This is a genomic window from Actinoplanes sp. NPDC051851 (assembly GCF_040681165.1).
Taxonomy (GTDB): Bacteria; Actinomycetota; Actinomycetes; order Mycobacteriales; family Micromonosporaceae; genus Actinoplanes.
Map to the genome: position 1 here is coordinate 164,786 of NZ_JBFAYF010000010.1, position 18,376 is coordinate 183,161.

At 73.3% G+C, this 18,376-nt stretch carries 17 protein-coding genes; 7 read left to right on the forward strand and 10 right to left on the reverse strand.

Annotation, left to right across the window (positions count from 1 at the left end; translation table 11 throughout):
• Positions 1 to 16: 16 nt before the first annotated feature.
• The 8 genes from AB0M08_RS13355 to AB0M08_RS13390 form a co-directional block, all read right to left on the reverse strand.
• A complete protein-coding gene (locus tag AB0M08_RS13355; RefSeq protein ID WP_364492357.1) occupies positions 17 to 550 on the reverse strand; it encodes an ATP-binding protein in 534 nt (177 codons plus the stop codon).
• A 69-nt stretch (positions 551 to 619) separates the two neighbouring features.
• Positions 620 to 3,265, reverse strand: coding sequence for a DUF4132 domain-containing protein (locus AB0M08_RS13360; RefSeq protein ID WP_364492358.1), 2,646 nt, complete (start codon positions 3,263 to 3,265; stop codon positions 620 to 622).
• Positions 3,265 to 3,573, reverse strand: a complete 309-nt coding sequence (locus AB0M08_RS13365) for a hypothetical protein (protein ID WP_364492359.1) — start codon at positions 3,571 to 3,573, stop codon at positions 3,265 to 3,267. Before AB0M08_RS13365 ends, AB0M08_RS13360 begins: the two co-directional genes overlap by 1 nt.
• 32 nt (positions 3,574 to 3,605) lie before the next feature.
• Complete coding sequence (locus tag AB0M08_RS13370) at positions 3,606 to 3,935, reverse strand: nucleoside triphosphate pyrophosphohydrolase family protein (protein WP_364492360.1); 330 nt, start codon at positions 3,933 to 3,935, stop codon at positions 3,606 to 3,608.
• Between the two features lie 352 nt (positions 3,936 to 4,287).
• Positions 4,288 to 4,947 (reverse strand): ElyC/SanA/YdcF family protein, encoded by a 660-nt coding sequence (locus AB0M08_RS13375; RefSeq protein ID WP_364492361.1) that lies wholly within the window; start codon positions 4,945 to 4,947, stop codon positions 4,288 to 4,290.
• A gap of 22 nt (positions 4,948 to 4,969) precedes the next feature.
• Positions 4,970 to 5,971 carry an NAD(P)H-dependent glycerol-3-phosphate dehydrogenase gene (locus tag AB0M08_RS13380; protein ID WP_364492362.1) on the reverse strand — a complete coding sequence of 334 codons (1,002 nt, stop codon included), beginning with the start codon at positions 5,969 to 5,971 and terminating at the stop codon, positions 4,970 to 4,972.
• Between the two features lie 115 nt (positions 5,972 to 6,086).
• Positions 6,087 to 6,719 carry an NPCBM/NEW2 domain-containing protein gene (locus AB0M08_RS13385; RefSeq protein ID WP_364492363.1) on the reverse strand — a complete coding sequence of 211 codons (633 nt, stop codon included), beginning with the start codon at positions 6,717 to 6,719 and terminating at the stop codon, positions 6,087 to 6,089.
• Between the two features lie 237 nt (positions 6,720 to 6,956).
• Positions 6,957 to 8,372, reverse strand: a complete 1,416-nt coding sequence (locus AB0M08_RS13390; protein WP_364492364.1) for a sensor domain-containing diguanylate cyclase — start codon at positions 8,370 to 8,372, stop codon at positions 6,957 to 6,959.
• 14 nt (positions 8,373 to 8,386) lie between these two features.
• Here AB0M08_RS13390 and AB0M08_RS13395 point away from each other — a divergent pair, with 14 nt between their 5' ends.
• The 6 genes from AB0M08_RS13395 to AB0M08_RS13420 all read left to right on the forward strand — a co-directional run bounded on the left by AB0M08_RS13395 (position 8,387) and on the right by AB0M08_RS13420 (position 15,858).
• Positions 8,387 to 8,620, forward strand: coding sequence for a hypothetical protein (locus AB0M08_RS13395; RefSeq protein WP_364492365.1), 234 nt, complete (start codon positions 8,387 to 8,389; stop codon positions 8,618 to 8,620).
• A gap of 33 nt (positions 8,621 to 8,653) precedes the next feature.
• Positions 8,654 to 9,082, forward strand: coding sequence for a hypothetical protein (locus AB0M08_RS13400; RefSeq protein ID WP_364492366.1), 429 nt, complete (start codon positions 8,654 to 8,656; stop codon positions 9,080 to 9,082).
• A 13-nt stretch (positions 9,083 to 9,095) separates the two neighbouring features.
• Entirely contained in the window at positions 9,096 to 9,860 is a 765-nt protein-coding gene (gene ddaH / locus AB0M08_RS13405) for a dimethylargininase (protein WP_364492367.1), read from the forward strand.
• Between the two features lie 140 nt (positions 9,861 to 10,000).
• The gene (locus AB0M08_RS13410) at positions 10,001 to 11,473 is read left to right on the forward strand and encodes a methyl-accepting chemotaxis protein (protein WP_364492368.1); all 1,473 of its coding nucleotides are present in this window, start codon (positions 10,001 to 10,003) and stop codon (positions 11,471 to 11,473) included.
• Between the two features lie 59 nt (positions 11,474 to 11,532).
• Positions 11,533 to 11,832, forward strand: coding sequence for a CU044_2847 family protein (locus AB0M08_RS13415; protein ID WP_364492369.1), 300 nt, complete (start codon positions 11,533 to 11,535; stop codon positions 11,830 to 11,832).
• 3 nt (positions 11,833 to 11,835) lie between these two features.
• Complete coding sequence (locus AB0M08_RS13420; protein WP_364492370.1) at positions 11,836 to 15,858, forward strand: serine protease; 4,023 nt, start codon at positions 11,836 to 11,838, stop codon at positions 15,856 to 15,858.
• 21 nt (positions 15,859 to 15,879) lie between these two features.
• On the opposite strand, the gene AB0M08_RS13425 is transcribed toward AB0M08_RS13420, so the two are convergent.
• Positions 15,880 to 16,389: a MarR family transcriptional regulator gene (locus tag AB0M08_RS13425; protein ID WP_364492371.1), complete on the reverse strand. Its 510-nt coding sequence runs from the start codon at positions 16,387 to 16,389 to the stop codon at positions 15,880 to 15,882.
• Positions 16,390 to 16,485: 96 nt separating this feature from the next.
• On the opposite strand from AB0M08_RS13425, the gene AB0M08_RS13430 reads away from it, so the two are divergent.
• Positions 16,486 to 17,700 carry an MFS transporter gene (locus AB0M08_RS13430; RefSeq protein ID WP_364492372.1) on the forward strand — a complete coding sequence of 405 codons (1,215 nt, stop codon included), beginning with the start codon at positions 16,486 to 16,488 and terminating at the stop codon, positions 17,698 to 17,700.
• Positions 17,701 to 17,702: 2 nt separating this feature from the next.
• Here AB0M08_RS13430 and AB0M08_RS13435 read toward each other — a convergent pair whose 3' ends face one another.
• Positions 17,703 to 18,290: a TetR/AcrR family transcriptional regulator gene (locus AB0M08_RS13435; RefSeq protein WP_364492373.1), complete on the reverse strand. Its 588-nt coding sequence runs from the start codon at positions 18,288 to 18,290 to the stop codon at positions 17,703 to 17,705.
• Between the last annotated feature and the right edge of the window lie 86 nt (positions 18,291 to 18,376).

The window sequence follows — 18,376 nt, forward strand, 5'->3', positions numbered from 1 at the left end:
CGTCCCCGGGCCGGTGTCACCGCCAGGCCCGGGAGGCATCGCCGTGTGCGAGCGAAGGCCATCGGTCCACCGCCCACTCGAACCATCCCGGCCACCCCGGCGGCGGCCCGGGAACGCCGTCACCGCCGAGCTCGGCGGCATCGGGTGCCTGGAACATCCCGCGCCACGTGCCGATCTCCGCCTCGCTCATCGGCACGGTCGTGTGCGGGGCGGTCGCCTGGCGGTGGGCGATCCTGGCGCGTTGAACGTCGGGCTCGACGGGCAGATAGATCACCTGACACGCCGCCCCGGCCGTCGCCGCCAGCCAGCGCAGCGCCGACCGCTCGTCGCGGCTCCAGAGCCCGAAGTCGAGCACCACGTTCACGCCCAGGTGCAACGCGCGCAGGGCCAGCGCGATGAGCCGCCCCTCCAGCAGGTCGCGCTTGCCCTCGACCTCCAGCTCGCCGAAGAGCGGAAGCATCCACTCATCCGGGGTCAGCCGCAGGGCACGGTGCACCACGGCGAGCTCCGCGGCCCGGGTGGTCTTGCCGGCACCGGGAAGCCCGACCATCAGGAGAAGCCGGACAGGGCGCGTGGAACGGGGATACTGCGACAGCAACCCATACCGTCACCATACCCATCACAGCTGCCGCTGGATGATCGGGTCCTTGATCCGCCGGTCGGCGGCCAGGAGCAGGGCCTTGCTGAGGATCTCGGAGAGGCGGCCGTCGCCCTCGAAGGGTAGGAACACGTCCGGCTCCGCGGAGCGCCGGGCCGAGTCGGGAATGATGCAGAGGTAGCGGTCCTCCGGGGCGATCAGGATGTTCCCCGATCCGCAGTGGATGCGGTAGGTGTGCAGGTCGCCGCGGACCTCCAGGAACCTCTCGGTGAGCGTGCACCGGTCGGCCACCGCCAGGCGCGGGATCAGCGCGGCCAGCACCTCGCGGCGGGTCGCGGCGGGCGGGGTGAGCGCGCCGAAGCTGCTGCGCGCCCAGTAGTCGCGATGCCGTCCCTGCGGCCCGCCGTCGTACCAGTTCGGGTCGGCGCCCACGCCGGCCACGGCCACGAAGAGGTCGACGTCGCGCATCACCTCGCTGAGCACCACCGGCGGGACCTCCGCCAGCGGCGCCGGTGTCCCATCCGCCCCGAGGAACCGCAGCTGGTCGGTCGCCATCGTGTCGAACACGCCGTCGCCGCGCTCGTCGATCCCGGCGACGGTGAACTCGGCGCGCAGCCCGTGGTCCGGCAGGGTCAGGCGGGGTGGCTCGTACCAGGCCCCGTCGTCGCGATGCTGCTGGTAGGACCAGCCGCGCCGGGAGAGCAGCGCGTTCAGCCGGTGCTGGCGGACGACGTGCGCGGCGAACCGGTTGGAGTACGTCCCGGTCGCCCGCTCGGCGTCGGTGAGCACGTACTGCTCCCGGTGCGCCTGCTTGAACGGCTGGGTGATCCGGTGCCGCGCCAGGAAGTCCCGCCAGGCCGCGACGACCGGCGCGTCCCGCCCGGCCGGGTGCCAGAGCCGGATCGCCGCGGCGTCCTTCACCTCCAGCTCCGCGTCGTCCACGGTGCGCAGCGCGTCCCCGCCCCAGCAGCAGGCGACGCCGTCGGCCGTCCAGATCAACCGCCTTGCGAGGGTACGCGCGAGCGGGTGATCCAACAGCCGCTCCCGCCACTGTCCCGCTGACCATTCCCGGTCACGTCGCAGGAGCCCGTCGAGCCGGTCCCGGGTGGCGATCAGCGTGGCGCCGATGTCCTTGACCGTCGCGGTGAGCTCCTTCAACTCCTCACGATGGTCGGCGCGGACCGGGGCCGGCACCGCCTTCAACGCCTTTCCGCCGGCATCGCGCCAGGTCAGCGCCGCGTCCAGGCCGCTGATCCGGATCTCGTACGCGCAGCCGCCGAGCGTGTCCGCGACCGGCAGCCCGTACCCGGGAAGCGCCATCTCCTCGACGTCCTCCCGCGCGATCCCCGATGCCGCCGCGCGCTCATCCAGTCCTTTTCCGATCAACTTCAGGGTGCTCTTGTACGTCACCCGGGAGGCGAGCCGGGCCAGCTGGGCGACCGCCGCCGGATGGTCCGCCCCGATCAGCGCGGTGACCGCCGCGTTCGCCAGCCGGGGACTCGCCGGCCCCTGCCCCGGGAGCTTCCGGGTGGCCCGCTCCGCGATCTGGCCGAGATGCCGCAGGCCCTCCTCCGCGGGCGGGCACATGGCGCGGAACCAGAGCAGCCCGGTGAGCAGGCGGACGTTGTAGCGGTCCGGCGTCCGCGGGTCGACCAGGTCGTCCCGCCGGCCGGTACGCACCGGACGGCTCCGGGCGGCGCCGACGAGCCCGAGCCAGGCGTCGCAGCGTACCCGGAAATCGGCGGAGCCGACCGCGTCGAGCAACGGCCCCGCCCGCTTGCGCCACGCAGCCGGCGGGCGTGCCTGGTCCTTACCGGACACGCAGTGGGCGAGCAGCGCGTGCCAGGCGGCCCGGTGCGGCTCGGTCATCGCCTCGACGTCGGCGATGGCCCGGTCGGCCCACGGCTCCCCCGGGTTCGGAATCGGCCACAGTGTGCCGCCGGTCTCCGTCTTCCAGGTCTCGATCTGCATCCGGCGCCAGGTGGCGAGCGCCCACGGGTGCGGACGGCCGTCCCGGTGTGCCGTCCGCACCAGATCCTCGGTCCAGTCGCCGCTGTGCAGCAGGAAGTGGCCGCCCAGCCGATCCAGCCAGCCGGTGCTCTCCAGCCCGCCGGCCGCCACCAGGTGGCCGATCAGGCTGCGCCGCGGTTCACGGCCGGGGTGCTGCCGATCGTTTCCGGCCGTCCACGCGTCGAACAGCGTCTGCCGGACCCGCACCGGCTGCGCGGCCAGCAGTCGCCCGGCCCGCTCGCGCATCGCGTCCGCGGCGGCGAACCAGCGGTCCCCGTCCGGGTAGTAGGCGCTGCCGACGATCCCGCTGCTCTGGAACTCCGACGCGATCTCAGCCGCCGCCACCCGCCGGTCGTGGTCCGCATCCGTGCTCTCCAGCACCGCCACGGCCTCGGTGAGCGCGGCGGTCCGGCGTACCACGCCGGGCAGCACCTGGCGCTGCAGCGGCACCAGGTCGTAGGGCCCGTCCGGGTCGGTGAGCGCGGCGAGCAGCCCCGGACCCGTGCCGTCCGGCGCCCAGCCGCACACCATGGCCACGTGCTCGGTGAACTGCCGGAGCTCGCTGCCATCGGCCCGGAGGCGGGTGCCGCGCTCCTGCATGACCCGGATGCTGCCGGCCACCATGGCCGTCGTCTCCGCCGCGTCGAAGCCCGCCATCAGCCACCCACCAGCGGCACGAGCTTGAGGAAGGTGACCCGCGACCCGGCCCGCAGCTCGACCGTCTCGTCCGGCTCGGTCACCTGACGGTCGTCGACGAGCACCACGAACCCGTTGCGCGCGAACGCGTCGAGCGCCGCCCGGACGCGCTCCTCCGGATCGGCCGCGCTCCCGGACGCCGCGACCTCCTGGCACACCCGGCGGCGGATCAGCTCGTCGAGACGGACGGCCTCGCCGGGGATCCGCATGGCCCAGCCGGGCGCCGTCGCCCCCGAGGTCGTCTCATCCACGATCGTGATGGTCGGCATGCGGGGAAACTACCAGCCGGGTACGACAGGATTCAGCGATCGTCGCCGCTGCCGCCGAGGACGCCGCGGGACTGACGGCTCGCCAGCTTGGCCAGGTTGGCCGTGGCGATGTCGTCCAGCGACAGGTCCAGGTAGTCGGCGAGGACCGCGATGTACCAGAGCACGTCGCCGAGCTCCTTGGCGATGTCGGCCCGGTCGATACGCGACTCGTCGCTGTCCTGGTCGCGGACCCACTTCTTGAACTTCTCGGCCACCTCGCCGGACTCGCCGACGAGCCCCAGCACCAGGTGCAGCAGCTCGTTCCTCGTGTCTCGCGAGGCGGCCGTCCGCAGGGCGCCACGCTGGTACTCGTCCAGTTCCATCACGGACCAGTATGACCGGTAGCGGTCAGGGCCGGCGCGGAGCGGAGCCGTCAGGCGTCCCTTGCCTGCGTGCTGATGGGCACCGCCATCGAGAACCGTTCGGAGAATCCCAGTGATTCTCGTTCCTGCTTCGCTGGTCCGTGCCCACCACTTGCGCGGCGGGACTTACCGGTCCTCCACAGGCGTTTACCGTCTCCCACGGAACTACGAGGCGACGTCATGCTGAGGTCGGTCAAGTGGCGTGCATCGCGGCGAGCAGGTTGCGTGCCCAAGGACAGAGTCGCGGTCCGGGCCGCGCCCGGCAGCGTTTTCCCCGACGACTCCCCGTTAGAGCGACGAGATCCCGCGACCTTCAGCCGCTCAGCGCGGCGGTGACGGCGGAGGACGGCGGCGAGACGACCCGTGGCGCACGGTGGGTGACGGTGTCCCAGGCGGCTTTGACGCAGGCGACGTAGTCGCGGATCGTCTTCTCGGCGAGCAGGACGGTGCCGCAGCCGTCGCAGCGGGCCGTGACGCCCTCGGCGTCGATGCCGAGGGCGCGGCAGAGGGCGACCGCGCGGGACAGGTGGTAAGCCTGCGTGACGACCAGGGCCTCGTGTACGCCGTAGACGTCGCGGGCGCGGATGCAGGAGTCGTAGGTGTCCAGTCCGGACGGGTCGGCGATCACCCGGGCGGGATCGAGGCCGAGGGTGCCGGTCAGGTAGGACGTCATCGCGGCGGTCTCGTCGCCGGACTCCCCACCGCCGTCGCCGGAGACCAGCACCACGCGGGCCCGGCCGGTGTGGACCAACTCGGCCGCGGTGGTGAGACGGCCGCGGAGCCGGTCCTCGGGCAGGCCGTCGGGGGCCACGGTGGTGCCCAGCACCAGGACGACGTCGGCGGTGGGCGCGCCGGCGGCGTCGTGCCGGTGCCCGGTCGCGGCGAGCACCGTCCAGGCCCAGGGCACGCTGAGCAGGAGCAGACCCGCGAGGGCCGAGACGGCGGCGGCCCGGCGTACCCGGGGAAGGTTCATCGATGCAGGGTAGCGGCAGGCGTCATCCCGGCTCGGACTCGTGGCCGGCCGGGTGGGTGCGCAACAACCCGTCGTAGGCGTGCTCCGCGGTGATGTCGCCGGTGATCACCCGGTGGATGGTGCGGGTGATCGGCATCGGCAGGCCGTGGCGGTCGGCGAGCTGAACGGCGGCGTGCACGGTCTTGACGCCCTCGGCGACCTGGCCCATCTCGGCGAGGATGTCGTCGAGGGCGCGCCCGCGGCCGAGTTGCTCGCCGACGTGCCGGTTGCGGCTGTGCGGGCTGATGCAGGTCGCCACCAGGTCACCCATCCCGGCCAGCCCGGCGAGGGTGCCCGGCTCGCCACCCATCGCGACGGCGAGCGTGGTGAGCTCGGCCAGGCCACGGGAGATCACCCCGGCCCGGGTGTTGTCGCCGACGCCGAGGCCCTGGGCGATGCCGGTGGCGATCGCGACGACGTTCTTCAGCGCGCCGCCGACCTCGCAGCCGATCACGTCGTGGTTGGTGTAGACGCGCAGCACACCGCGACGGAACACCCGCTGCAGCTCGGCGGCGACGGCGAGGTCCTCGGTGGCGATCACGGCGGCCGCGGCCATCCCGGCCATGATCTCCTTGGCCAGGTTGGGACCGGTCAGCGCGGCGGCCGGACGGCCCGGCAGCACCTCCTTGATCACCTCGGTCATCCGGAGCAGCGAGTCGCGCTCCAGGCCCTTGCTGAGGCTGACCACCGGGATCCACGGGTGCAGGTCGGGACGGACCAGCTCCAGGGTGGCCCGGAACGCCCCGGTCGGCACGCCGACGACCAGCAACTCCGCGTGCGCCGCCGCCTCGGCGAGGTCGGCGGTGGCCCGGAGCCGGCCGGGCAGCGGGAAGCCGTCCAGGTAGCGCTCGTTGGTGTGCGCGGCGTTGATCTCGTCGGCGGTGCCGGGGCTACGCGCCCAGATCAGCGAGTCGTGGTCCCGCCGGGTCAGCACGGACGCGACGGTCGTCCCCCACGAGCCCGCGCCGAGTACCGTGATCCGCATGATCGCCCCTTCCGCCGGCCCGGGTCCAGCCTACGGTTTCGGCGGTTCGCCGTCCCGTCGGCGGCTTCCGCACGCGCACCGGCCACTCCCGGCCCGCCGGGCGGCGGGGCCGCGGTCAGAGGACGATGCCGTCGCCCAGGTGGACCAACTGTTCGCCCGACGGGCAGCCGGTGGCCGAGCTCGATGCCAGACCGATCTTCTGGTACGGGCTGATCTCCAGGTCGATCGGGAGGGAGGCACCCTTGCGGACCTCGAACCACTTCCACAGCGCGTCGTCGGCGTAGACCTGAACCTGGACCGCCATCCCGTCGGGCGCGGAGTCGTCGACGCCGAGCGTGCCGGCCAGCCGGGTGTACTTCCCGCCGGTGTAGAACGTGACCTGCGGGACCGGGGTACCCGCGCACTGGGTCCACATGGCGGTGGAGTACGGGTAACGCTCGCCGGCCAGGGTGACATCGAGCGGGGCCCGCTGCGGACCGGGTTGCCCGGCGGAGGTCGCGGGCAGCTCGTAGAGGTGGGTGCCGGTCACCGCGGCCGAGGAGGGCCGTACCGAGGAGGGCCGTACCGAGGAAGGCTGTGCCGACCCTGACGGCGGGGCCGGGGCGGCGGTGGCGGCCGGCTCGGCGGCGGACTGCGGGAGCCACCATGCCCCGACCGCGACGGCGAGGCCGATGAGCGCGGCCAGGCCGCTGATCCCGCTCCACGCCGGCCAGGAGAGCCAGGCGTTCCGGTCCTTCGACTCCCTCATGCCACTCCCCCGCCACTGTGGACACCCGCCGCCACAGTAGCGTGGCGCCGCCCCCCGGCGATCAGCGATACGGGCACCGGCCGGGCCGGTCACCAGGCGGCGCGCCAGAACTGGGGCGGTAGCGGAAGGGCGGTGCGGTCGACGCCGAGGCGGGCCACCGGATCAGCGCGCGCATCGAACGCGCCCTCCAGCCGGCGCCCGGCGGGAGGCCCGGATCCTCCGCGACGCGGAGCACGCTTAGCGAGAGGTCGGCGCGGGGTGGCGGGGACGGGTGCGGTTCTGGCGCTTGACCTCGTACATCACCGTATCGGCGCGAGCCATCAGGTCGTCGGCGTCGGTGCCGGGGCCGCCGACCGCCACGCCGATGCTCGCGCCGATGCGAACCACCTGGTCCGGGAGGTCGAACGGGCGGCGCATGTCGGCCATCAGCTGCGCGGCCCGGGCGCGGGCCTCCGCCACCTCGGTGACCCCGGTCAGGACGGCGGCGAACTCGTCGCCGCCGAGCCGTCCCAGCAGGTCGTGGTCGCGCAGGCCGGCACGCAGACGGCGGGCGGCGGCGCCCAGGAGCGCGTCGCCGCTGGCGTGACCATACCCGTCGTTGACGGCCTTGAAGCCGTCCAGGTCGACGAAGAAGAGCGCCACGGACTCGCCGACCGGGGCGTCGCGGAGCGCCGCTTCGAGGACCCGCAGCACCTCCGCCCGGTTCGGCAGGCCGGTCAGCGGGTCGTGCGCGGCGGCGTAGGCGAGGCGGGCCTGGTGGGCGCGGCGCTCGCTGATGTCGCGCTGGTTCGAGACGATGCCGCGGACGGCCGCGTGGTCGAGGGCGTTGCGCAGGGTGACCTCGTGCCAGTGCCAGGTTCCGTCGCGGTGGGCGACGCGCAGTTCGAGGCGGATCTGGCTCTCGGCACCGGCGGCGGCGACCTCGTCCAGGGCGGCGCGGGCCTGCTCCTGGTCGTGCGGGTGGAACAGCCTCAGGTAGTCGCTGTTCAGCAGGTTGTCCGGGTTCCAGCCGCTGACCTGCCGTACGGCGGCGCTGACGTGGGTGATCCGGCCGGCGGCGTCGATGACGGCGACCACGTCCGAGGAGCCCTGCACCAGGGCCCGGTACCGTTCCTCGGCGCGTTCCAGGGTGCGCCCGGCCCGCTCCGCCCGGGCCGCGCTGAGACCGAGATTGCTCAGCCCGAACCCGCCCAGGAGCAGCAGGATGGCGGCCGCGACGTGCGAGCTGGCCGGGGTGACCACCGACGGCACGGCGCCGAACTGGACGGCGACCTGGATCGCCACCGTCACCAGGACGGTGATCACCGCGGCCGGGCGCCAGGCCCGGGAGCCGGACCAGCCGATGTGCAGGGTACCGATCAGGATCACGGCGGCGGGCAGCAGGAATCCCCAGCCGGCGAGCGCCAGTACGACGCCGAGCTGGCCGGTGGCGGAGAGCAGCCGCACCACGACGCGGTTGTGCAGGTGGCCGCCGCCGAGCCACCGCTGGAACCGTTTGCTCCCGGACGCCGAAAAGACCGTGGCCAGGACGGCGATCAGCAGCGGCTCGCCGAGGACGGCACCGTGGTAGGCGCCCCACGCGGTCAGCGCCCAGACCGTCAGGAACAGCACGGGCGCGCCCACCCAGAGCGGGACGACGTCGGTCGTCGCCATCGCGCCGAGGACGCGTGGCCGCGCTTGTCTCACGCCGCCTGTCATCGGCCGCCGGCAGCCCGACTTTAGGACGACGCTTGCCTTCCTCGCCGATCCGGCAGGAACGCCACGGCTACGGCCTGACGATGCAGACAGGTTTCGGCGTGTTCGGGGCGGCGCGCAGTGGATCGCCGGGCGGCAACGGCTCCACCTTCATGATCTTCACCGTACGGGTGCGGGGTCGACCACGGCCGGATGCGCACGATTGAATGGGGTGGTAGGTCCACGCTGGAGGATGGTCCGTGAGCCCCTACTTCGTCCCCGCTCTCCCCAGGCCGTTCGTCGGCCGCGAGGAGTTGCTGAACGCCCTGATGAAGACCCGTGCCACCGAGTTCCGCCAGGGCCGGAACAGCCGGTTCATGCTGCACGGCGCGCCGGGCATCGGCTCCAGCAGCGTCGCGGCGCTGCACACCGACGCCGCGATCCTGGTGACCGCGGAGGAGCACCCGGGGCGGGTCACCGCGTTCGCCGGGGACGCGTCGACCTGCCGGGTGAGCGGGCCACAGGGCGCGATCACCCTGCGGTACGCCGCGTCGCCCTGCCCCGATCCGGTCGGCCTCGCGTCGGTCGTCCCGCTCGTGGCGGCGTACGGGAAGGAGCTTCCGAACCGGATCGTGGTCGATCTCGGCCACGGCCGGTACCCGGTCGAGGTGTCGCGCCGGGCCCGCTGAGTATGGTGAATCGGTGAGCACGAGATTCGCGCTGGTACGGCCGCCCGCGACCAGCCTCGCCGACGGGATCGTGACGTTCATCGAGCGGCAGCCGGTCGATGTCGGGCTGGCCCGCGAGCAGTGGGCGGCGTACGTCGCGGCGCTGGAGGCGAACGGCTGGCCGACGGTGGCCGTCGACGGTGACGACGCGCTGCCCGACTCGGTGTTCGTGGAGGACACCGTGGTGATCTTCGGCGAGCTGGCGGTGCTCACCAACCCGGCGCGGGCGGCCCGCGCCCCGGAGGTCGACGGCACCGCGCGGAAACTGCGGGAGCTCGGCTTCGACCCGGTCGCGATCACCGAGGGCACGCTGGACGGCGGTGACGTGCTCAAGGTCGGCACGACCGTGTACGTCGGGCTCACCGGCAACACCAGCGCGTCCGCGATCGGTCAGTTGCGCACGATCCTGGCGCCGCGCGGCTGGACCGTCGTCGCGGTGCCGCTCACCACGGCGCTGCACCTCAAGAGCGCGGTCACCGCCCTGCCCGACGGGACCGTCATCGGCTACGACCCGCTGGTCGACGACCCCGCGGTCTTCGGCTCCTACCTGGCGGTGCCCGAGGAGCCCGGCGCGCACGTGGTGGTCCTCGACCCGGCGACGGTGCTGATGAGCTCCGCGGCACCGGCCAGTGCGGCGCTCTTCGAGGCCCGCGGGTTGCGGGTGGTCCGCGTCGACATCAGCGAGTACGAGAAGCTCGAGGGCTGCGTGACCTGCCTGTCGGTGCGCGTACGCGGATAGCGTCCCACCACGACCGCGACGATCTCACCGGCCCGTGCCGCGGAATCCGGCTGGTCGCGCGGGGTGTTCCCGGAGCGGAACGGCGCTCAGGGATCGCGCACTCCTGCCGACCGGGAGGGTGTGGTGCTGGAGCAGCGGGGATGAGCGGCCGGAGCACGTTCAGCAGCCGGCTCGTGGGCGGTTTCGTGCTGACCGTCAGCCTGACCATCCTGATGGGGGCGATGTCCGTCGTCGCACTGGCCGCGGTCACCCGCAGCAAGGACGACGTGATCGCGGCGACCAACCGGCAACTGTTCGACAGCCAGCAGCTCAGCACCATCGCCGAGCAGCGGATCGGCGATCTGCGCGCCTATCTGCTCAATGGCGAGGACGAGTGGCTCGCCGCCTTCACCCAGGATCGGCGGCTCTTCCTGGCGAAGGCGGCGGACCTGCGCACGCTGTTCACCGATGCCCGCAAGCGCGCGCTGCTCGACGCGGTGCTCCGGTCGGAGGCCGCGTACGCGGCCGCGCTCGAACCGACCGTGCAGCGCCGCCGGTCGATCCATGACCTCAGGACCGTCACACAGCTCAGCAATCCGCTCGTCAAACCGGCCCGGATCACCCTTCAGTCGGACATCACCGCCCTGATCGCCCGGGTCCAGGCCGATGCCGAGGCCGCCCGGCGATCCTCGTCGCGGGATGCCGCCGCGGCGATCGCGGCGATCTGCACGATGACCGGGCTCACCATCGTCGCCGCCGTGATCATCGCCTGGCGGCTGCGGCGGCGGTTGCGGCGACAGGTGGGCTCCGCGATCGGGCACATCCAGAGCTCGTCGGCGGAGTTGGAGGCGTCCGCCGCCCAGCAGGCGACCGGGGGCCAGAACCAGACCACCGCGATGTTGGAGATCAACACGACGATCAGCGAGATGCTGATCACCTCACGGCAGATCGCCGACAACGCCCGGATGGTGGCCGCGGCCGCCGAGGAGACCGCGGACGCCGCCCGCAGCGGGGACACCACGATCGGGCTGACCCGGCAGTCGATCACCGACATCCGGGAACAGGCCGATCAGACCGTACGGCACATGGTCGCCCTCGGCGAGAAGTCCCAGCAGATCAGCGGGGTCACCGACCTGGTCGGCGAGCTGGCCGAGCAGACCAACATCCTGGCGATCAACGCGACCATCGAGGCCAGCGGCGCCGGCGAGTGGGGCCGCCGGTTCTCGGTGGTGGCCGAGGAGATCCGCAAACTGGCCGACCGGACCGCCGGGTCGGCCAAGGAGATCCGGGCGCTGATCGACGACGTTCAGGCCGCCGTACGCACGACGGTGCTGGCCACCGAGAGCGGCGCCAAGACCGTGGACGCCGGCGCCCAGCGGTTCGACGAGGTCACCGAGTCGTTCCGCCGGATCGCCGGGCTGGTGGCGACCACCAACGACGCGACCCGCGAGATCGAGCTGTCGACCCAGCAGCAGGCCGTCGCGGTGGAGCAGGTGAACGCCGCGGCCGCGGACACCGCCGCGGTCACCCGGGGAACCCAGAGCACCGCCGTGCAGACCCGGCAGACGGCGGCCCACCTCTCCTCGCTCTCGAACGAGCTCCAGCAGCTCGTCGGCGTGGGTTCGGCCGGCTGAGCGGTCCGCTCCTCGATCGTGCCGTCGACACTTGAATCGACACAGTACGATGCCTTGCCATGGGGGAGATTCGGGTCGAGGTCGTACCGAAGTCCGGGCGGCCGGGTGACCTGCGCGCCGGCGCCCTCACCGAGAGCCTGCTCGACCGGGTCGAGGAGCTCGGCGACTCCATCATGGAGGTGGCCCGGGGGCTGCGCCGGCGCATCGACGACGACACGGACCCGGAGCTGGGCACGTTACGGCTCAACGAGGTCTCGCTGACCTTCTCTATCGACCTGGAGGCGGAGGCCGGCGTGATCGTCTCCCGCGCCTCCGCCGGTGCCGGTTTCGAGGTCGCCCTCACCTGGTCGCGGGACTGACCCGTGCCGGCCGGCGAGAGTACGCCGGCGATCGGTGAGGTGCGCTCCCCCGACGGCGCCGCCTCGCTCGGCACCGCGTTCGCCGTCTCCGGGACGCACCTGCTGACCGCCGCGCACATGGTCGCCGGGGACGCGACGGTGCTGATCCGGTTCCCGGGCGCGTCCACGCCCCGCCCCGCCCGGGTGCTCGACACCGACGAGCGGCTCGACGTGGCGGTCCTGGTGGTCGAGTCGCTGCCCGAGGGGCTGATCCCGCTGGTCCCGGCCGAGCACCGCGACGGTCAGCGGTGGCGGTCCCGGGGCTGGAGCGAGGATCTGCACGCGGACGCGATCGACGGCGCCTGGATCGACGGGACGGTCTCCGGCGTCACCGTCGAGCACGGACGCCCGGCGCTGCAACTGCGCTGCGAGCAGTCGGCCGCCGGTACGGCGCTGAGCCTGCACGGGTTCAGCGGCGCCCCGGTGCTGCCCGCCGAGGGCCCGCCGCACCGCTTCCTCGGGCTGGTCCGCTGGAACCCGGAGAGCCCCCGGACCCCGCGCATCGCGATCGGCGGCATGGTCTACGCCTGCCCCGCCGCCACGGTCCGGTCCCGGTTCCCCGCGGCCCTGCCGAGCACGAACCCCTACCCGGGCCTGCGGGCGCTCCGCGCCGACCGGGGCGACCTCTTCGTCGGGCGGGACACCGAGGTACGCCGCCTCGCCGCGCTGGTCCAGCGGCCCGGCCGCCGGCTCACCGTGGTCACCGGCCTCAGCGGCAGCGGCAAGTCCTCCCTGGTCCGGGCCGGGCTGATCGACCGGCTGCGGGCGGACGGCCCGGCCGCGGCCTGGCACGTCGCGGTCACCGACGTCTACGACGAGACCTTCCCCCGGCTGCTCGGCGAGGCCGCGGAGCACGACGGCACCACCCTGCTCGTCCTGGACCAGTTCGAGCGCTTCACCCTCGGCGACCACGCCGTGGAGACCGTCACCGCGCTGGAGACCCTGATCGCCGGCGCCCCGCGGGTACGCACCGTCCTGGTCATCCGCACCGACTTCCTCGCCATCCTGGAGGCCCGCTTCCCCGGCCTGCACGCGCTCGCCCACGACGAGATCGTCTTCCCCGGCGTCTACCTGGACCCCGACGGCATCCGCGGCATGATCGAGGAGCCGGCCCGGGCCGCCGGCCTGCGCCTGGAGCCGGGCCTGACCGACGCCCTGCTGCACGATCTGACCGAGGCCGCCCGTGACCGCCGCCGCGGCGAACCGGCCGGTGTCATCGCCACCGCCCTGCCGATGCTCGCCATCGTCCTGCACCGCCTCGGCGAGGCCGCGGCGACCAGCCACGAGATCACCATCTCCGGGTACGCCGCGATCGACAGGTTCAGCGGCGCCCTGACCCGCTGGGCCGACGTGAGCTACGCCCGTGTCCCGCCCGAGCTGCGCCCGCGGACCGACCGGCTGCTGCTGCGCCTGGTCCGGGTGGGCCTGACCGACGCCGAACCGGACACCCGCGCCGCCGTCCCGCTGCGCGAGCTGGCCGGGGACGACGAGGACCACGCGGCCTACGCCGAACTGCGCTCCGCCCGCCTGGTCCTGGAGTCCGGACCGGACCGGGAGCCGTACGCCGCCCTGGTGCACGACTCGCTGATCCACGACTGGTCGCACCTCTCCCGGCTGGTCAACGGGGCCCGCCCCGCGCTGGTCTGGCGGACCACCCGCTTCGACGCCCTGGTGGAGCGCTGGCGCGCGGACGGCGAACCGCTGACCGACGGCGAGACCCTGGCGACGGCCCAGCGGTGGCTCGCCGCGCAGCCGCTGCTCTTCGACGCCGACGAGCGCCGGTTCATCGCGGAGAGCCGCCACCGGCGGACGCTGCGCCGCACGGTCCTGCCGGGCGCGGGCACGCTGGTCGCGGCCGCGCTCGCGGTGCTGCTGGTCCTGCTCTGGTCCAGTGGCGCGAAGGTCGACGAGAGCCGCCGCTCCAGCCTGGCCGAGCGGCTCTTCACCCGCGCGCAGGAGGAGCAGGCGACGTCACCGGAGACCGCCATCCGGCTGATGCTGCAGGCGTACCGGCAGTACCCCTCGGACGTGACCCGCCTCCGGCTGCTGGGTACGGCGATGCACGACACCGGCCGGACGCTGGTCCCCTCCCTCGAACTCGGCGCCACCTTCTACCACACGGTGCCCGCCGCCCAACTGGACGGCGTGCTCTACACCTCGCTGGACGACAACTGCACCTACCTCGCGCCACTGGTCCCGGGTGTCGCCGTCGACTTCGGCGCCCGCCCGGCCGAGCACCGGTACTGCCCGCCGGGCACCGCCGACCAGGGTGTGGTGCTCTCCCGGAGCCAGCAGTACGCCGCGACCGCGCGCGGCACCGGGGAGATCACCCTGTGGCGCGGCGCCGATCCGGTCTGGCGCCATCAGGTCCCGCGGACCGGCGACGAGGAGGTCTTCAGCGTCGGGGCGGTGGCGGAGGACGGCACCGTGGTCGCGGTCCGGGACGGCGAGGCCCTGATCGGCGTGCCCGGGGATCCGAGCCCGCAGCGGATCGGCGTCGGATACGAGGATCCGGAGGTGGCCGTCGGCGACGACGGCGCGACCGTGCTGGTCACCGAGATCGGCGAGGACGGGGGCGTCCTGCTGCGCCGGGACGCCGGTGGCACGTACCGCCGCACGACGGTTCCGGCGGCCCTCGGGGACACCCCGGTGCTCTCGCCGGACGGCGCCTGGCTCTACGGCGTCGCCGACCTGCGCCACGGTTGGCGGATGGAGCGCTATGCGACGGCGACCCTGCGCCGGGCGCCGCTGGACCCGCGCATCGCCATGCCGGAGTCGTTCTTGGCGCCGGACGTGTTCGCGCTCAGCCCGGACGGGACCATGATGGTGCTCTACGTCAGCGGCGGGGACTACGACCGCGTCGACCTGGACGACCCCGGCCACGTGCTCCCGGTGGTGGGGGGCTCGATGAGCGGCACGCCGGACCAGGTCTGGATCAACGACGCGGGCGACATCGCCGTCGAGGAGGACGACTACCTGGAGGTCATCGACGCCGAGCTGGCCACCCGGGTGGAACGACGGTACCGGTCACCCGACTTCGAGGTGGCCGACGAGGACCGGGAGCAGCCGGCACCCGTGCTGCACGACTCCGGTACGGCCCTCTTCCTGCTCGACGAGGACGCCTTCGTCGCCGGCCCGGAGACCGGGGTCCGGCCGCTCGACGTCACCACGGTGCTGATCGCGACCGGCCCGGCGCCCGGCGACACGTTCCGGATCGTCGGCCGCGACGGCGAGGTGCGCTCGGTCGACGCGGCCGGGCACAGCACACCGCTCACCCACCTGGCCGACGCCGGCACGACGGACGTCGCCGCCGTCGCCGCCGACACGGTCGCCTACCGCGCCGCCGACGACCGGACGGTGGTCCGGTCGCTGACCGGTGGCGACGCCGGGCAGACCCTCGACACCGGCGGCCCGGCGACCGGGTTGCAGCTCGCCGACGACGGCCGGACCCTGCTCGCCGGCACCGACACGGGGATCCGGGCCTGGCGGCTCACCGGCGCTCAGTGGCGGCCGCTGCCCTGGCAGACCGCCCGCGACGACCCGGCGGCCGAGTACCGGCTCTCCGGCGACGGTCGGCACGTGCTGAGCGACAGCGCCCGGATGTGGAACGTCGAGACCGGCGAGGAGCAGGCGTTCAGCGGATCCGGCGTCACGGGCGCGATGCTCTCCCGGGACGCGAGCCGCATCGCCGTCTACGCCACGCCGGAGAACGCCGTCCAGAGCATCCGGGTGCTCGACGGGAACGGCGGCTCGTGGCTGTCCTCGCTGGAGCGTGAGTGGGAGGAGGGCACCGAGGTGGCCCTCTCCCCGGACGGCCGGACCCTGCTGCTCGCGGACGCCGGTCACGTCACCCACTTCACCCTGGATCCCGGCGCCTGGGCCGCGGCGCTCTGCGCGACGCTCGGTGGCCACGGCGCGGTGCCCCGCGATCTCTACGACACGCTGTCGGGCGGCCTCGACGTCGATCAGGAGCGCGTGTGCGGCTGACGGCCGTACCCCAGAAAGGGGTTAATCCACCCTGCGCAGCAGGCGGGTGAGCATCTCGCCGAGCGCGGCCCGCTCCCCCGCGTCGAGGTCCTGAACCAGGTCCTCCTCGAAGACCGACGCGCGGCGCATGGTCTCCAGCCACCTCTCGCGGCCCTCGTCGGTGATCCGGATGATCACGCGAACCCGGTTGGACTCGTCGCGCTCGCGGGTGACCAGGTGCGCGGCGAGCATCCGGTCGATGCGGTGGGTCATCGCGGCCGGGGTCAGGCCGAACCGCTTGGCCAGCTCGGTCGGGCCGAGCGCGTAGGGCGCCCCGGAGAGCATCAGCGCCCGCAGCACCTCCCACTCCGGAGCGCTGATCCCGACCTCCGCGAACTGCCGCCCGTAGGCCGCGTTCATCCGCCGGTGCAGCCGGAACAGCCCGGAGACGATCTTCTCGACCTGCGGGTCGAGGTCCCGGAACTCGCGCTGGTAGCTCGCGACCTGCTCGTCGAGGGTCGGCTCGGTGTAGGTCTCGGCGGCGTCCCCCATGAGGTCATCCTCTCATGCCCGCTTTTGGGCTTGAATACTTTCCCTCCGTAGACTTTAGTGTTGAAGTCTTCAGAACTAAAGTCATGAGAGGTACCGATGACCGCCGTGATGCGCCGCATCCAGACCGGAAACGCCCTGGCCTGGTTCGGCCCCGGCCTCACCGCGCCGCTGCTCTACGTCTACGTCGCCCAGGTCCGCGCCCTCGGCTCGCTGACCGCGGGCCTGACGGTGACCGCGTTCGCCGCCGCCGCGCTGGTCGTGCTGCCGCTGGTCGGCACGACGATCGCCCGCCGCGGCCCGCGCCCGGTCCTGCTCGCCGGGCTGGTCGCCGCGGCCCTCGGCTCGGCCTGCCTCGGCGTCGCCACCACGGTCACCACCACGCTGATCGCGGGCGCGCTCGCCGGCGCCGGGCAGGCCGTCGTCCAGCCCTCGATCGCCACGATGATCGCCGACTGCTCGACACCGCAGACCCGTTCGCGCGCCTTCGCCCTGCAGTTCTTCTTCCTCAACCTCGGCGTCGGTCTCGGCGGCCTGGCCGCCGGCCACCTGGTCGACCTCGCCCGCCCGGCCACCTTCACCCGGGTCTTCGCGATCTGCGCGGCGGCGTACCTGGCCTCGGCCGCCGTGATGGCCACGGTGCGGACACCCGCCGCCGTCCGGCTCACTCCCGGCGGCGGCCGCGTCTCCTGGCGGGAACTGCTGCACAACCGGACCATGGTCCTCCTCTGCGTGCTGGGCTTCGTGGTGTTCTTCGCCTTCTACGGCCAGTTCGACGCGGGCCTGGCCGCTTTCGGTCTCCAGGTCGCGCACATCTCACCGTCCACCCTCGGCACCGCGCTGGCCGCGAACACCGCCATGATCGCGATCGCCCAGTTCGCGGTCCTGCGCCTCGCCGAGCAGCACCGCCGCACCACGGTCATCGCCGCGGTCGGCCTGCTCTGGGTGGTCGCCTGGTCCATCGCCGGTTACGCGGGCCTGGTCCCCGGCAGCGGCACCGCCACCGTCGCCTTCGTCGCGGCCTACGTCCTGTTCGGCCTCGGCGAGGCGATGCTCTCCCCCACCCTCGCCCCGCTGGTCCCGGACATCGCCCCCGAGGGCATGGCCGGCCCCTACAACGCCGCGTTCAGCCTGGTCAAGCAGGTCGCCCTGGCCATCGGACCGGTCGCCGGCGGCCCGATCGCGACCCTGCTGCCGGCGCCCTACATCGTCGCTTTCGCACTCGTGTCGCTCGGCATCACCGCATTGGCGCTGCGCACCGCCCGTCACCTTTCAACAGCACAGAACCACCCCGCTTTCTCGGGTACGCCGTAAGCTCAGTCCCGTCCGCGCGGTGCGATCGCGGCGAGGACCAGGTCGACCAGCCCGTCGGCGTAGACCTCGGTGAGCGGACCGTTGCGCAGCAGCCAGCGGTGGTAGACCGGGCCGAACAGCAGCTCCACCACCTGGTCCAGGGGTGCGTCGGCGCGGACCTGGCCCGCCGCGCGCCCGGACTCCAGGCGGGTGCGGACCGCGTCGAGCTGGGGGCGCAGCAGCCGGTCGCGGACCTGGTCGGCGAGGTCGTCGTCGGCCAGGGTCTCGATGGTCAGCGCCCGGGTGGTCGCGGAGAGCGCCGGGTCGGCGAACTCGGCCACCGTCGCCCGGAGCACCGCGCGCAGGTCGGCCCGCAGGTCTCCGGTGTCGGGCAGGGCGACCACGCCGGGCAGATCCTCGGTGAGCGCGTCCAGGATGACCGCGCCCTTGCCGCGCCACCAGCGGTAGATCGTCTGCTTGCCGACCCCGGCCCGGCCCGCGATCGCCTCGATCGTCAGGTCGGCATAACCGGTCTCGGTCAGCAGCTCCAGCGCGGCGGTGAGGATCGCGCGGCGGGAGCGCTCGTTGCGGCGGGCGGGTTGCGGCGTCACTCCCGGAACCCTACCGATCCATTATCGCGAGACGCAACGTCTCGTCTTGACGGTGAGCGGCCACCGTGTCAGCCTTGGCGAGACGC